General features: G+C 44.4%; 14 protein-coding genes and 1 pseudogene. 14 read left to right on the top strand and 1 reads right to left on the bottom strand.

Features of this window, described 5'->3' with window-relative positions; all coding sequences use genetic code 11:
- The first annotated feature begins 7 nt into the window (after positions 1 to 7).
- From CK1_RS11200 to CK1_RS11145, 11 genes and pseudogenes are all read left to right on the top strand, one after another.
- Positions 8 to 1,198: an electron transfer flavoprotein subunit alpha gene (locus CK1_RS11200; protein WP_015526346.1), complete on the top strand. Its 1,191-nt coding sequence runs from the start codon at positions 8 to 10 to the stop codon at positions 1,196 to 1,198.
- A 3-nt stretch (positions 1,199 to 1,201) separates the two neighbouring features.
- Positions 1,202 to 2,620, top strand: coding sequence for an FAD-binding oxidoreductase (locus CK1_RS11195; protein WP_015526345.1), 1,419 nt, complete (start codon positions 1,202 to 1,204; stop codon positions 2,618 to 2,620).
- Between the two features lie 18 nt (positions 2,621 to 2,638).
- Positions 2,639 to 3,808: a YkvI family membrane protein gene (locus CK1_RS11190; RefSeq protein ID WP_015526344.1), complete on the top strand. Its 1,170-nt coding sequence runs from the start codon at positions 2,639 to 2,641 to the stop codon at positions 3,806 to 3,808.
- A 289-nt stretch (positions 3,809 to 4,097) separates the two neighbouring features.
- A complete protein-coding gene (gene licT, locus CK1_RS11185) occupies positions 4,098 to 4,949 on the top strand; it encodes a BglG family transcription antiterminator LicT (RefSeq protein ID WP_015526343.1) in 852 nt (283 codons plus the stop codon).
- A 124-nt stretch (positions 4,950 to 5,073) separates the two neighbouring features.
- Positions 5,074 to 6,959: pseudogene (locus tag CK1_RS11180) on the top strand (beta-glucoside-specific PTS transporter subunit IIABC).
- A 70-nt stretch (positions 6,960 to 7,029) separates the two neighbouring features.
- The gene (locus tag CK1_RS11170) at positions 7,030 to 8,457 is read left to right on the top strand and encodes a glycoside hydrolase family 1 protein (RefSeq protein ID WP_015526340.1); all 1,428 of its coding nucleotides are present in this window, start codon (positions 7,030 to 7,032) and stop codon (positions 8,455 to 8,457) included.
- Between the two features lie 181 nt (positions 8,458 to 8,638).
- Entirely contained in the window at positions 8,639 to 10,309 is a 1,671-nt protein-coding gene (locus CK1_RS11165; RefSeq protein ID WP_015526339.1) for a sensor domain-containing diguanylate cyclase, read from the top strand.
- A gap of 197 nt (positions 10,310 to 10,506) precedes the next feature.
- The gene (locus tag CK1_RS11160) at positions 10,507 to 10,944 is read left to right on the top strand and encodes an RNA polymerase sigma factor (protein WP_015526338.1); all 438 of its coding nucleotides are present in this window, start codon (positions 10,507 to 10,509) and stop codon (positions 10,942 to 10,944) included.
- Between the two features lie 42 nt (positions 10,945 to 10,986).
- Positions 10,987 to 11,742, top strand: coding sequence for a zf-HC2 domain-containing protein (locus CK1_RS11155; RefSeq protein ID WP_015526337.1), 756 nt, complete (start codon positions 10,987 to 10,989; stop codon positions 11,740 to 11,742).
- 141 nt (positions 11,743 to 11,883) lie between these two features.
- Positions 11,884 to 12,237 carry an arsenate reductase family protein gene (locus CK1_RS11150; protein WP_015526336.1) on the top strand — a complete coding sequence of 118 codons (354 nt, stop codon included), beginning with the start codon at positions 11,884 to 11,886 and terminating at the stop codon, positions 12,235 to 12,237.
- The gene (locus CK1_RS11145; protein WP_015526335.1) at positions 12,234 to 13,088 is read left to right on the top strand and encodes a YitT family protein; all 855 of its coding nucleotides are present in this window, start codon (positions 12,234 to 12,236) and stop codon (positions 13,086 to 13,088) included. The genes CK1_RS11150 and CK1_RS11145 overlap by 4 nt, the downstream gene beginning before the upstream one ends.
- 63 nt (positions 13,089 to 13,151) lie before the next feature.
- Here CK1_RS11145 and CK1_RS11140 read toward each other — a convergent pair whose 3' ends face one another.
- Positions 13,152 to 14,534, bottom strand: a complete 1,383-nt coding sequence (locus tag CK1_RS11140) for an NCS2 family permease (protein WP_015526334.1) — start codon at positions 14,532 to 14,534, stop codon at positions 13,152 to 13,154.
- A gap of 213 nt (positions 14,535 to 14,747) precedes the next feature.
- On the opposite strand from CK1_RS11140, the gene CK1_RS11135 reads away from it, so the two are divergent.
- From CK1_RS11135 to CK1_RS11125, 3 genes are all read left to right on the top strand, one after another.
- Positions 14,748 to 15,236 (top strand): DUF1648 domain-containing protein, encoded by a 489-nt coding sequence (locus CK1_RS11135; RefSeq protein ID WP_015526333.1) that lies wholly within the window; start codon positions 14,748 to 14,750, stop codon positions 15,234 to 15,236.
- Between the two features lie 145 nt (positions 15,237 to 15,381).
- Entirely contained in the window at positions 15,382 to 15,654 is a 273-nt protein-coding gene (locus CK1_RS11130) for a hypothetical protein (RefSeq protein WP_044960934.1), read from the top strand.
- Between the two features lie 271 nt (positions 15,655 to 15,925).
- Positions 15,926 to 16,021 (top strand): transposase (locus tag CK1_RS11125; protein ID WP_250789533.1); only part of this gene is annotated, 96 nt, incomplete at its 3' end.

Raw genomic sequence — 16,021 nt, 5'->3', positions numbered from 1 at the left:
GCGGAACATGGAATTTTTAAAATTTGATATAAACAAATGCGTACTCTGCGGAGTATGCGTGGAGAAATGTCCTTTTGGGGCCCTCACCATAGAGGGAAATGGAATTGTTGTAGGCGATGCCTGTCGTATGTGTGGGCTTTGTGTTCGTAACTGCCCGGAGAAAGCCATCCGGTTTGAGCAGAAGGCGAAATCCTTTGACAAGGATAAATGGAAAAACTTTCTTATCTATGTGGAGCAGGAGAGAGGAGAGATCCATCCGGTTACCTTTGAGCTGATCGGAGAAGCAAGAAAGATGGCTGTCAAAGTCGGTTATCAGGTTAACTGTGTGATCGTCGGAGGAAAAGGAACAAAGGAAAATGCGGAAAAGCTTCTGCCGTATGGCGTAGACAATGTGTACGTATATGAGCATGAAGGCTTCGAAGGCTTCCGCGCAGACTGTTATACAGACGCAGTTGCAGACTGTATCGCAGCAAACAAACCAAGCTCTGTGCTGATCGGAGCTACTGCGCTGGGGCGTTCCCTTGCACCGCGGCTTTCCACCAGATTCCATACGGGACTGACTGCAGACTGTACTACATTGGATATTCGTTCCAACACCGATATGATCCAGATCAGACCGGCTTTCGGCGGAAATATCATGGCTCAGATCGGCATCACCAAATCACGGCCACAGTTTGCCACGGTTCGTTATAAGGTTATGGACAAGGCAGAAAAAGTAAAAAATCCGCATGGTCAGGTGGTTGTATGTCCGGTAAATGAAAAAATGGCAGATTCCAGGATCAAGATTCTGTCATCCAGGGTCATTGATAAGGTAAAGAGCCTTGAGGAAGAGGATGTTCTGGTAGTAGCAGGCCGTGGTGTCCGGAATGAAAAGGATGTGGAAATGTGCCGGGAACTGGCAGATGCCCTTGGCGGACAGCTTGCCTTCACCCGTCCTATGGTAGAAAACGGATTCGGAGATGTTGCACATCAGATTGGACTTTCCGGAAGAACTGTCCGTCCGAAGCTGATCATCACCTGCGGCGTATCCGGTGCTATCCAGTTTACCTCCTGCATGACAGGATCTGACTGTATCGTAGCGATCAACAATGATCCGGAGGCACAGATCTTTAATGTTGCCGGTTACTGCATCGTGGACGATTTGTATCAGGTTGTACCGGAGCTGACAGAACTGATAAAGAATCGGAAGGAGGATTAAGTCATGGCATATCCCTATAAAAAAATGACTTCAGAAGATTTTGACTACATCCGTTCTGTGACTGCTTCAGATCGTGTATGGGTCGGCGATGAGATCGCAAAAGAATATTATCGTGATGAGATGCCGGAGTACGGAGTTTTTCCTCCGGAGCTTTATGTGGAGGTTTTAAATAAAGAAGAGATCTCAGCCATCATGGCTTACGCATATAAAGAAAATATCCCGGTGGTATGCCGTGGCGCAGGAACCGGACTTGCAGGTGGAGCAACCTGTAAATATGGTGGGATCATGCTGTCCGTGATGCGCATGAACAAGATCTTTCCGATCGACAGAAAGAATCAGACCATCACAGCGGAGCCGGGAGCACTTCTCATCGATATCCAGGCGGCAGCAGCGGCAGGCGGACTTTTTTATCCGCCGGACCCGGGCGAAAAAACAGCTTCCATCGGCGGCAATGTTATCACAAATGCCGGTGGCATGAAAGCGGTACGATATGGACTGACCAGGGATTTTGTCCGCTGTATCGAGGCAGTTATGCCGGATGGTTCCATCATGAATTTTTCATCCAACGTTGTGAAGAACACAACGGGATATGATGTAAAAGATCTGGTGATCGGCTCAGAGGGAACCTTATGTATCCTGACTCAGGTAACGCTGAAGCTTCTTCCCGCACCGACCTGCACCTGTACCCTTGTAATGCCGTTCAGGAGTCTTGAGGAATGTGCAGACATGGTCCCGAAGGTTCTGGAGCTGCCGTTTGTGCCAACAGCCATCGAGTTTCTGGAAAGAGAACTGATCGATATCGTAAAACGCAATCTGAATAAAATGTTCCCAGTAAAACAGGGAGAAGCAGTGCTGATCGTTATGTATGATGCTTCCAGTAAACAGGAACTTGACAGCGCAGTAGAGGCAGCAGCGGAAGCAGCCCTGGCAAACGGAGCCCTGGACTGCTGTATCGCAGGCACACCGGAGCGTGCCGGAGCTGTATGGAGTGTCCGGGGCGGGATTTTGGAAGGAATGAAAGCAGATTCTGTCGCACAGGAGGAGTGTGACGTAGTTGTTCCGCGTGCAAGGATCGCAGAGTATGTAAAAGCAGCCAAAAAGATCGCAAGTGCACATGGTATCCGTGTAGAGCCCTGCGGACATTGCGGAGACGGAAATATCCATACAGAGATGCTCCGTGGACCGGAAATGAGTGACCAGGAGTGGAAGGAAGCCACTCACGCAAGTCTGGTAGAGCTGTATGCACTGTCCAAGGAACTGGGCGGACAGCTTTCCGGTGAGCATGGCATCGGAAACGGACGTCTGGAATTCTTGGAAGAATTTGCGGGACCGAGAATGATCGCTCTTTATAAAGCCATCAAGCTGGCTTTCGATGATAAACTGATCCTGAATCCGGGAAAAGTCATCGAATATAATAAATAAAAAATGGGGGAAAGAGAGATGAGTCAGAATAAATCATTACAAAGTAAAATGCCTCTGGCTATGGGACTTGCGTTCGTCGCATTTACCACACAGTTCGGAGGCGGATTCGCATCAGGAGCGCAGATCTATCAGTACTTTATCAACTACGGTATCTGGTGTCTGATCCTGCCGGCAGTGACACAGGGATTGTATGCATTGTTTTTCTGGTATGGAATGCGCTATGCTTATAAACACAAAACCTACGATTACAGAAGCTTTTCCGACAGTCTTTACGGAAAAACGAAACCGGTTATGTCCAATCTCTATGAGATTTGTTACCTGATCATGATCGGAACTGCATCAGCAGCAGCCTTTGCAACCGGCGGTTCCACACTGCAGACACTGTTCGGGATCCCATACTGGCTCTGTACACTGATCATTGCAGCATTTATCTTTGTGATCGCGCTTTTCGGAACCAATGTCGTAAGAAAATGTGCTTCTACATTAAGTGTGCTGATCATCATCGGTCTTGTACTGGTACTTGTTCCGAATATCATTGCACAGTGGGGAGATATCACAGCTTCCATCCATACTATGTCCTCCGGAGAAATGACTGTACTTTCCTCCGAGAGCGGAGCCTTTGGACCGGCTCTCTATTCAGCAGTCCTTTATTTCTTCTTCCAGCTGGCATCTGTTTCTGTTATGTACCAGCACATGGAGGATGTAACGGACGAAAAACAGATCAACAAAGCAGCGATCTGGATGTTTGTATGCAACTTCTGTGCAATGGAACTTTCCATTCTGGGACTTCTTGCAATTGCCTATGTTGGTGAGCTTGCATCTGCATCTGTACCGATGCTTGTACTGGTTCAGAACGGAGTTGGTTCCGGAATTCTGACACCGATCATTTCTCTGCTGATCATCCTTGGAGCTATTTCCACAGCAGTAAATATGATCTCCGGTATCGTAACACGTTGCGTAAACGCAGTAGAACGCCGTATGGACAGCCCGGAGAAAAAATCTCAGGGACATCTTGGAAGAAATGCTATTTTCACAGCGATCTTCACATTTCTGGCATTTGCCATCGCACAGTTTGGTCTGATGACAGTTGTCAAAAAAGGTTACGCATACCTTGGATATGCGGCATTTATCACATTGTTTGTACCGTTTGTAGTACATGCCATTGCTACAAAAGGAAAAGAGATCTGAAGAATAAAAAGCTGAACAGAAAATCCCCCGTTGATCCGTCTGGCAGGATCATCAGGGGACTTTGTCAAAGTTCACAAAAATATTATAAATATTTTATTAAATATTCCAGATAGACAACATATATTTTTTCTGATATTATTACGTACAGTTATTAAATAGTTACGAATCAGAAGGATTGTTACTGAAATATTGATTTATCGTCAGGCAAGACCTTATAGTAGTATAGGAATAGGTTTTCTATATACTGTAATGGTCTTTTTTATTTGTTTGGCAGCGGGGGAACAGGACTATGGTTATCCATAAGATTTTGAATAATAATCTGATACTGTCCAGGGATGGACAGGGACATGAAGTTATTGTAAAGGGCTGCGGAATTGCCTTTCAGAAAAAGAAAGGACAGCAAGTGGAGGAGTCCAGGATCGAGAAGATCTTTACTGCGGAAAATGCCCAGATCAGCAAGGAGATACAGGGTTATCTGACTGCTATTCCGGAAAAATATCTGGATTTTGTGGAAGCCTTTGTAAATGATGTGAAGGAAAAAGAGGGGATGAAATTAAATGACAGTATTTATTTTTCCCTTAGCGACCATATCATGGGTGCGATCTCCAGACTTGAAAACGGGATCCGCCTTCAGAATATGCTGCTTCTGGATATCAAGCAGCTTTATCATAAGGAATATGAGATCGGCTTGGAATTACTGAAAAAGGTAAATGAGATGTTCGAGGTAGATCTTTCTGCAGATGAAGCAGGATTTTTTGCATTGCATTTTGTGAATGCGGAAGATGGCGGCAAGACGGACAGCTATCAGATTTCCATTATCGTACATCAGATCCTGGACATCGTGGAGAAGTATTATGACAATATGGAATTTCAGGAGGATAATCTGTATTATCAGCGGTTTCTCACGCATCTGAAATATTTTGCCCAGAGATTCCTTCATAAAGAGCTTCACTATGATGAGAATCAGGAGCTTTTCAAGATCATCAAGGAGCAGTACAGAGAAGCTTACGGCTGTGTAAAAATGATCTATCTTATGATGGAAGAGGAATATAAATACGCTATGACTGAGGACGAAATGCTGTATCTGACGATTCATATCCAGAAGATCACAGAAGACCATAAACGTCTGAAAAATCTGTGAAAAGAGATTGTTTTATAAAGTTAGGTGTTAATGGATTGTTACTGAAATACGTGCCATGTGCGTATCTTTTCAGGCAAGACCTTTAATATAAATTTCAATATTTATTATTAAAGGAGGTCCCCAAATGAAAAAGGACTATGCAAAAACTGCAGACACACTGATTGCAGCACTGGGCGGAAAAGAGAATATCACCCGTCTGTTCCACTGCATGACAAGGCTTCGTTTCTATGTGAAAGACAGATCGAAGATCAACGAGAAAGAGATCTTAAAGCTTTCTGAGATCTCCGGCGTTAACTGGCATGAAGATCAGTTCCAGGTTATCGCAGGAAATGAAGTGAACGCTGTTTACAAGGCATTGGAGGACAAAGGTGTTCCTACCGATGATGCACCGGCAGCGAACTCTGACAGCTCAAAGAGTGTTGTTTCAAAAGTTATCGATGCCATCACCGGATGTATGACCCCGATGATCCCTGCCCTGACTGCAGCCGGTATGATCAAAGTTGTACTTACTCTGCTGACAACTTTTCATCTGGTATCAGAAACAAGCAGTACCTACCAGGTGATCAGTTTTATCGGAGATGTTACTTTCTACTTCATGCCGTTCCTGATCGCAGCAAATGCTGCCAAGGTTTTCCGCGTGAACCAGTCACTGGCGCTGTTTATTGCCGGTGTTTACTTAAGCCCTACCTTTGTAACTATGGTAGCTGGTGATGCGGCCATCACACTGTTTGGTCTGCCGATCACAAAAGCAACTTATTCTTATTCCGTTATTCCGGTTATCCTGATGGTATGGATCACACATTATATTGAGATTCTGGTTGATAAGATCACACCGAAAATGGTAAAACTGATCCTGAACCCGACACTGGTAATTCTGATCAGTGCACCGATCGCCCTGATCGTAGTTGGACCGCTCGGAACAATTATTGGTAACGGACTTGCGGTAGCCATCAACTTCCTGTCCGTAAAACTTGGTTTCATTATTGTAGGTATCCTTGCAGCAACCTTCCCGTTCATCGTTATGACCGGTATGCACCATGCGCTGACACCGATCGGACTGAATGCCATTGCAACCGGTGGTACCGATACACTGATCTTTGTATCTCAGGTATGCTCTAACCTTGCACAGTCCGGAGCTTCTCTTGCAGTAGCTGTAAGATCCAAGGACAGCAACATGAAACAGCTGGCAAGTGCAGCCGGTGTCTCCGCTCTTATGGGTATCACAGAGCCTGCTCTGTATGGTGTTACACTGAAACTGAAAAGACCGGTTGTAGCAGCTTCCATAGCAGCCGGAATCGGTGGTATCGTAGGAGGACTTCTTCAGGTTTCTCTTTACATTGCACAGAATTGTATCATGGCGATCCCGGCGTTTATCGGTGAGAAGGGATTAAGCAATCTGCTTTATGGAATCATTATGATCGTGGTATCTTTTGTAGCTGCTTTTGTTCTTACGCTTATCTTCGGATTTGAGGATGTAAAGGCTGAGACAGAGGATGAAGTACAGAACACAGATACAGAAAAACAGTCGGCACAGCAGAGTGCTCCGCTTGTAGACAAGATCGAGCTTTGTGCACCGGTAGCAGGAACTGTAAAAGCACTTTCCGATGTTCCGGATAAAACTTTTGCGGATAAGGTTTTAGGTGACGGAGCAGCAATCGTTCCATCAGAAGGTAAGGTTTATGCACCGGCAGATGGTACGGTGGCAAATATCATGGACAGCAAACATGGAATCATGTTTGTGACAGAAAGTGGAGCAGAAATTCTGATCCACATCGGACTTGATACTGTAAATTTAAATGGTAAATATTTTAAATCCCATGTTTCTGATGGAGATAAGGTAAAAAAGGAAAGCTTCTTGTGGAATTCGATATGGATGCTATTAAGAAAGAAGGATATGATCTGATCACACCGGTTGTTGTGACCAATATTTCTGATTATATCAAAGCAGTATGCATGGAAAAAGAAGATGCAGCTGTAAATGCAGGAGATAAATTCCTGACTATTGTATAAGAATAACAACGAAACATCAGGCGGAGATAACAGATCCGCCTGATGTTTGTAAAAAGGAGAAAATTAAAATATGAAAAATTATAACCGTATGCCGGAAAACTTTCTCTGGGGCGGAGCAACTGCTGCAAACCAGTATGAAGGCGGTTGGGATGAGGATGGCAGAGGCCCGTCCATTGCAGATGTCCTGACAGGAGGAAGTGTGGATAAGGAACGTCGTCTTACACCGCCGGCACCGTTACCGGAAGAATTTTATCCCAATCACCAGGCGACTGATTTTTATCATCACTGGAAAGAGGATATTGCTCTTTTTGCAGAGATGGGATTTAAGGTATATCGTTTTTCTATTTCTTGGTCCAGAGTGTTCCCAAATGGGGATGAGGAAACTCCAAATGAGGAAGGCCTTAAGTTCTACGACAATGTGATCGACGAACTGAGAAAATATAACATTGAGCCGCTGATAACGATCTCTCATTATGAGAATCCCCTTCATCTTTCTCTGGAGTATGGCGGATGGAAAAATCGTAAGATGATCGATTTCTATCTTCGATTTGCAAAGGTTTTATTTGAGAGATATAAAGGTAAGGTAAAATACTGGCTGACTTTTAATGAGATCAATATGCTGACGCAGGACTTTGGTGCGGTATTCTGTGCAGGAATGCTGGACCCGAAGGATGTATGTGAGCAGAGCCGTTATCAGGCAATGCATCACCAGCTGGTAGCAAGTGCACTTGCAGTTTCCATGGCTCATGAGATCGATCCGGAGTTTATGCTTGGCTGTATGCTTGCTTATCACAATGGTTATCCATATACTTGCCATCCGGATGATATCTTATATGCACAGCAGTTTGGGCAGATCCACAATTCCATTGCCGGTGATGTTCATGTAAGAGGATATTATCCGGGATTTGCAGCGAGATACTTTGAGGAGCACGGAATCCAGCTGGAGGTTCTTCAGGAGGATAAAGAGATCCTCAAGAAGGGTACGGTGGACTTTTTCACTATCAGCTATTATTCCAGTAGCTGTGTCAGCGTGACAAAGGACGGAGAGAAAACGGCCGGAAATGGAAGTGACAATCTGAAAAATCCATATCTGAAAGCTTCCGACTGGGGCTGGCAGATCGATGCAACTGGTCTTCGCTATGTTCTGAACCAGATCTATGACCGCTATCAGATTCCGATCATGATCGTGGAAAATGGTCTTGGGGCCGTGGATCAGCTGACAGAGGATGGAAAGATTCACGATGATTACCGTATTGAATATATGCGCCGCCATATAGAGCAGATGAAGGAAGCAATCCATGACGGAGTAGATCTGATCGGCTACACCTGCTGGGGCTGTACAGATCTTGTCAGTGCCTCCACCGGAGAATTCAAGAAGCGTTATGGTCTTATCTATGTAAATAAAAATGATGACGGGACCGGAGACTTTTCCAGAATCCGCAAAGATTCTTTTTACTGGTACAAAAAAGTGATTGAATCCTGCGGGGAAGAGCTTTAACTGAATCAACTGCGAAGCAGTTATCTGGTGTAGAATTATGTAGCGAATGCGGTTGCTTTTATCCGGCTGACGACAAAATCCTGGAGTATGACAATGTACTCCGGGATTTTTTTGGAAGGTTGACTTTTGCACGGTAAAGTGTAATACTTATTGTAAGTGACGAATGTGAGGAGTGTTTTTTATGCCGGATGATAAAGTACTGCAGGTAGCGATACTTATATGGGGATGTGTATTTTGTGCCATAGCTGCAATATGTATATTTCTGAGCAGTAATTATGACAGGGAAAAGCGTCGGTATCTTATCCTGATGGAGAGTTTTGCTTCTCTGTTATTGCTGATGGATGCCATGGCGCATATTTTCAGCGGATATCCCGGAGTTCCGGGCAGTGTGATGGTCCGTATTTCGAGTTTTCTCGTATTCCTTTTAAGTGACGTAGTCCTGCTGTGTTTTCACATTTATGTGTGTGTTTATCTGTTTTCGAAGAGGGAGCGGAGAACATTAAAAAGAGTAAAAGCCGGATATGTTATTGCTGCTGCAGGGGTTGCTTTTGTGGTGATCTCGCAGTTTACTCACTGGTATTATTACATAGATGGGGATAATTGTTATCATCGGGCACCGTTATATATTATGTCAATTCTTTTTTCGGCAGCAGGCTTGCTCATTGATCTTACGCTTCTGTTCCAGTACAAAAAGAGAGTCAGTCGGAAGCTCCTGTTCTCTATGCTGTCATGCATTGTACTTCCGGCAGTGGCGGCAGCTGTGCAGGCATTCTGGTATGGAATGTCGCTGATCGAGTTTTCTGTTGGTATTTCCATGATCATTATGTTTATCGTGACGATGACGGAGCTGAATCAGGAAATGTATCAGCTGATAAGCAGAGAGGGCAAGATAAAGGAAAGACTTGAGATCGCAACGATACTGAATAAATGCATTGCTGAGTTGATATCAGGAGAAGATGAAGATGCGGCAATCTCCAATCTGCTGCGTATTATCAGTGGGTATTTTGACGGAGATCGCAGTTATATTGTTCAGATCGATGAAAAGAGAAATGTTTGTACAAATACCTATGAGTATGCCATGAACGGAGTGACTGCTGAGAAGGATAATCTTCAGGAGGTTCCCATGGAAATGCTGGATATCTGGATGGACAGCTTTCGGAAAAATGGCCTGTATTATATTCCGGATATTGAGGAGGAGCAGGGGCAGCCGTATTATGAGACTCTGAAGATGCAGGACATTACCAGGCTGCTGGCCGTTCCTTTAAACAGTGACGGAAAGATCATAGGATTTCTCGGGGTAGATAATCCGAGACTGCATTATGAGGATCATACGCTGCTGTCATCCATACAGTATTTTTTAACGGACAGCCTGAAAGCCAAGGAGCGTAAGGCGTGTCTGCAGTACATGAGTTACCGTGATATGCTGACGACCTTGTATAACAGGAACAGGTATATTCAGGTTTTGGAAGGCATGCAGGCAAAAACAGTGATAAAAACAGGCGTAGCATATATTGATATCAATGGTCTGAAACGGGTGAATGATTTTTACGGACATGAGGCCGGAGACAGGCTGATCATAAATACAGCGCGTTCCATGCTTGCGATTCTGCCGGAAAATGCTTACCGGGTAGGTGGCGATGAATTTGTACTTATCTGTTTTGACATGGATGAGAAGATTTTTCGGAGTAAGGTTCGGGATATTTGTGACAGCATTGCTGCTAAAAGGATCAGTGTTTCTGTTGGCGTTGTCTGGGAGGAAAGCTCTTCGGAGCTTGAGACAATGCTGAGAAGAGCAGATGATCTTATGTATGCGGAAAAAAAGAAATATTATGAAAAGCATGGAACGATGTGAAGGTATGCAGCAGAGTGTAAGAGGAGGTCAGAAGAAAATTCTGATAATGCTGTGCCCGGTATTTTTATACCGGGCATTTCGTTTGTGCTAAAAGAAACGTCGAAATAAAAATATCGGACGAAATTTTGAAAGATTTTCTGTAACGTTTTTGAGATCAGTGCGTCTTATAAGTGAGAAGGGAGGAAAGAGAAAAACCGATGAACATAGAGGAACTTTACCGGACATATTTTGACATTGTATATCGGTATATCCGTTCTATCTCACAGGATGGATCGCTGGCTGAGGAAGTGACACAGGAGACATTTTTTAAAGCTCTGGAAAAGATAGATCAGTTCCGGGGTGACTGTGATGTGCGTGTGTGGCTCTGCCAGATCGCAAAGAATACGTTGTACGATCATCTGAAAAAACAGAAGAAGCAACTTCTCGGGGATGAGAAGCTGGAAAAAACAGAAAGCGCTGGCGGAGAGCTTCTGGAGGAAAAGCTGGCGCAGCGGAGCCAGGCTATGGAAATCCACAAGGTTCTGCATAGACTTTCGGAACCGTATAAAGAAGTTTTTCCCTGCGGACATTCGGAGAGCTTAAGTTTAGTGAGATCGGAATGCTTTTTGGAAAAAGTGAAAACTGGGCGCGGGTGACTTATTACCGTGCAAGAGTAAAGATCAGAGAGGAGCTGGAATATGAAGATCACATGTGACGTAATACAGGATCTGATGCCATCTTATATAGATGGGATATTAAGCGAAGACAGTCGGGCGCTGGTGGAAGAACATATGGGAACCTGTCAGGAATGCAGAAAAATGTTGGAGATCATGAAAGAAGAGCAGGGAAAAGAGCAGGCCCGGATAAGATCATCTGTAGCTTCTGTAGCAGGATGTGGAACTGGTGGGACGGAAAATACTGAAAGTAATGCAAATACCGGAAGCGCAGCCGCACTGAAAAAAATCCGGAAAAAATTAATAATACGCAGAGTGCTGACAGCAGCAGTGGCAGTTATCCTGACACTCATCGCTGCGGCAGCAGGCTACAACCACTGGTATTTCAACGAAAAATACATGACCCTGGAAAATAGCGGAATGTACGTAAAAGACAACTGCCTGTATTCTTCCAACAATCTTATTAACCGTATGAAAGTACAGTACACAGAAGATGGAAGAACAGAGTTCGTCTACGCCATTGATGCGCCCTATGCAGGAACCCTGGAACTGAAAAGCGATGACATGCTGCTTCAGGATTTTTCCAAAAAAACAGAGGAAGTATCACCGGAGGACGACAGCACTCCGGAAACGGTAAAAGAAGTTTACTATATGAGTGAGGAGGCCAGGAAGAAGAGCCTTGAATTAACAGAACTGGAAGCAAAGGGAGATCTGGATGCAGCGGAGAAAATTGTGGATGAGATGAAACAGGAATCGAAGCTGATATGGTCGGAACAATAGGATAGAAATACCGCATCGTCTATGTTAAAATAAAACCTGGACAGTACAGTGAAAAAGTTCTATAAAAATTCTGTGCTGTAGGCAAAAAAACAGACAGCAGTGAATTTACGTATTTACTGCCGAAGAACAGGGGGACATAAGATGTTATTTGTATGCTATCCAAAATGCAGTACCTGCAAAAAGGCTCAGAAATGGCTGGATGAGAGTGGCGCAGAATATACATTGCGTGATATTAAGACGGACAATCCAACTGCAGAGGAACTGAAAGCCTGGTGGGAAAAAAGCGGTCTTCCGCTGAAGCGTTTCTTCAATACCAGTGGAAATATTTATAAAGAGATGAAACTGAAAGATAAACTTCCGGAGATGAGTGAGGAAGAGCAGCTTGCGCTTCTTGCAACAGACGGGATGCTTGTGAAACGACCAATCCTTGTTGGGAAAGACAAGGTGCTGGTGGGCGCTAAAGAAAAAGAATGGGAAGAGTATCTGAAATCATGAAAAAGAAACTGAATTATGCGGATATCGTTAAGGAAACCGTGATCCTCACCGTAGCAGTGGCGATCATCGCAGCGGCGGTATATTTTTTCCTAGTGCCAAGCCATACGTCGGTCAGCAGTATTTCCGGTCTTGGAATCGTGCTTTCCAACTTTGTGCCGCTGCAGCTGTCGGCGATTACCATGATCCTGAATGTGGTATTGCTGATTATTGGATTTTTTACCTGTGGAAGAGAGTTTGGAGTTAAGACGGTTTATACCAGTGTAATGCTGCCGTTGTTTCTGGGATTGTTTGAGATCATTTTTCCAAATTTCGGTTCCATGACAGACAGCCAGGAACTGGATGTTCTGTGTTATATTCTGGTAGTGAGTGTGGGACTTAGCATTCTTTTTAACAGGAATGCATCCTCAGGCGGACTGGATATCGTGGCGAAGATCATGAATAAGTATCTCCACATGGAACTTGGAAAAGCCATGTCTCTTTCCGGTATGTGCGTGGCACTTTCCGCGGCGCTTGTGTATGATAAAAAGACGGTGGTCTTAAGTATTCTGGGAACGTATTTTAACGGAATCGTTCTGGATCATTTTATTTTTGACAATAATATCAAGCGGCGTGTCTGCATCATCACGAAAAAGGAAGAGGAGCTGAGGCAGTTTATCATTCATGACCTGCACAGCGGAGCCACGATCTATGAGGCCATCGGAGCCTATAACATGGAAAAACGCCGTGAGATCATCACCATCGTAGATAAAGGTGAATATCAGAAGCTGATGAAGTTTATAAACCAGGAGGACCCGAAAGCGTTTATCACGGTTTATAATGTATCGAATATGCGGTATCAGCCGAAGAAATAAAAATATTTTGCTGGAATAAAAAAACTCCCGGGACAAAACGCCCGGGAATTTTTTTGCCATATTTTACAGGAAAATATATTTCAGGATAAACAGCACTGCCAGTACATACATCAGAGCGCTGATCTTCTTTTCTTTTGCCTTACCTGTGATCAGGTTGATTGCTACGTATGTGATAATTCCCATGGAGATACCTTCGGAAATGCTGTAGAAGAACGGCATTGCGATGATACATACATAACATGGGATCGCCTCGGACATATCGCTGAAATCAATGCTGATAACATTGCTGAGCATGTACAATCCAACGATCACCAGAGCCGGAGCTGTGGCAAAGGACGGGATTGCCAGGAAGATCGGAGACAGGAATAGGGACAGGCCAAATAAGATGGCAGTTGTCACTGCGGTAAGTCCGGTTCTTCCGCCTTCGGATACACCGGAAGCACTTTCTACGAAGGTAGTGGTTGTGGATGTACCAAGAACTGCACCGGCAGTTGTTGCAACTGCATCTGCAAGAAGTGCGCCCTTGATGTTAGGAAGCTTGCCATTTTCATCCAGCATGCCTGCTTTAGAAGAGACACCAACGAGAGTTCCAAGAGTATCAAAAAGATCTACAAATAAAAATGCAAACAGGATAACAAGGAAATCCAGTGAGAAAACTCCGTCAAACTGCAGCTTCGCAAAGATCGGAGCAAGACTCGGGATAGAGAGTCCGTTGCTGAAATCCGGGAGCAGGCTGTAGAAGCCGATTTCCGGGTTCGGAACATAAAGTCCGGCGAACTGACAGATGATTCCAAGTCCCCATGTGATCAGGATACCCCAGAGGATGTTTCCCTTTACATTTTTAACAACCAGGATTCCTGTTACGATGATACCGATCAGAGCCAGGATAACGGTGATCCCCACATTGTTGAAGGAAGCCTCTACACCCTTGGCTGCGTTGTAGCCATCTACAGAGAAAAGCTGCAGCAGAGTGGAGCCGCCGATCACGATATTGGCATTCTGTAATCCTACAAATGCAATAAAAAGACCGATACCAACACTGACTGCGGATTTCAGGTTCAGAGGGATCGCATTGAAGATCGCTTCACGTACATTGGTAAGTGAAAGAACGATAAATACGATACCTTCTGCAAAAACTGCAGTCAGTGCATACTGCCAGCTGTATCCCATACCGATAACAACTGTATAGGCAAAGTATGCGTTCAGACCCATTCCGGGTGCCAGTGCGAACGGGTAGTTGGCGAAGATTGCCATCAGCAGCGTTCCCAGGAAGGCTGCCAGTGCGGTAGCTGTGAATACAGCTCCGGAATCCATGCCGGTTGCGGACAGGATGTTCGGGTTAACTGCCAGGATATAGGCCATTGTCATGAAGGTGGTGATACCTGCCAGAACCTCAGTTTTGGCGTCCGTTTTGTTTGCGGACAGCTTGAAGATTTTTTCTAACATATTTCTTTCCCTTTCTTAAATATGTTTTTGGACAACATGTCTATTTTATCATATAAAAATTTCGTATGCAATCATTAGTGCTTAACAGATATTGTTATGTAAGGTAATTTTTTGCAAAATACTTTTACAAGCAGGCAATTTGTGTGTAAAATACAGGAAAGAGAGTATTTAATTTACAGACGGGTTTATTCTGCAATGAAAGGGGGATGGATAATGTCTGAGAAAAAACTGCGGAATATTACAGATGTGCTTTGCTTTCTGATGATCCTTGGGTACGTGATGTATCTTGTGGCCACCTGGGGAAATCTGCCGGAGAGGGTGCCGATCCATTTTAATGCGCATGGGATCCCGGACCGGTATGGGAAGAAGGGCAGCCTTCTTCTGGAGCCGATTTTGGGGCTGCTGATTCTGGCACTTCTGATGTTCTGTCAGAGATTTCCACAGTGGTGGAACTATCCGGTTGAGGTGACAGAGGAAAACAGAGAGCATATCTTTGAGATTGCGTCAAAAATGATGTCTGTGATCAAGCTGTTATCCATTGGAGTATGTCTTTATGCCGGGATCAGCGGGAATCTGGGAACGGCACCTATGTGGCCGGTGTGGATGCTGATCGCAGGGATTTTCGTAACATTGATCCTGGGGATCCGGAGAATATATAAGACTGATAAAGAAAATGGCATGGATGAGGAGGATAAATCGTGAAACGGTCGTGTTTGTGATCATGTAGCAGAGTGGAAGGGAAATGTTCGATTTATTGTACTGAATATGGATGGAACCAGCGAAAGCGGATCGCGAATATCCGCTTGGTGAAATTATAATAAAAACAGGAAAGGAATCTCAGAAGCATATGGTAGATACAAGAACAGATGAGCTTTACAGAGCGCTTCAGGATAAGGGATATCCCGATGAGCTGTGCCGGGAAATCGCCTATAAACATATGAATACCGATTACACAGCTACACGGATGCTGGGGTATTTATACAGGGTGACAAGTCCCAGAGTGGAGGATGTGATCGATGAGATGCTGGCGATCTTAAGTGATAGGGAAGCCATCGTCCGGAAGAAAGAGCTGGAGCACGCCCAGGCTACGATCAACAGCGTGTATCGGGAGGGTTTGTAACGGAAATCCCGGAGCTTTGCCAGTGCTGGCGGATCAGAAGCTTCATCCTTTAAGGAAAATCAGGAGATCATGGCTCTGGAGCATCATCTCCTTCCGCAGAAATTCATCATTGATAACTACATCAATATGAACGCACACTTTAATTTTATCCGTTTCTTTTAAACAGTATTGTTATTACGGTAGTGATTACTCTGATCGTAATTTATGCAAGTAATTGAAGATGGACAAAATAGTAATTGTATTAACTGATAAACCATAGTATAATACAAATATGAACACAACATATAAATCAAACAACAATGTCGTCTATTCCTGTAAATACCATGTAGTATGGTGTCCAAAGTATAGACGAAAAGTATTAATTAAC

Source organism: Ruminococcus sp. SR1/5, from assembly GCF_000209835.1.
GTDB lineage: Bacteria > Bacillota > Clostridia > Lachnospirales > Lachnospiraceae > Blautia_A > Blautia_A fusiformis.
Note: the sequence above shows the minus strand (reverse complement) of the source record. Positions and strands in the feature narration are given on the sequence as shown.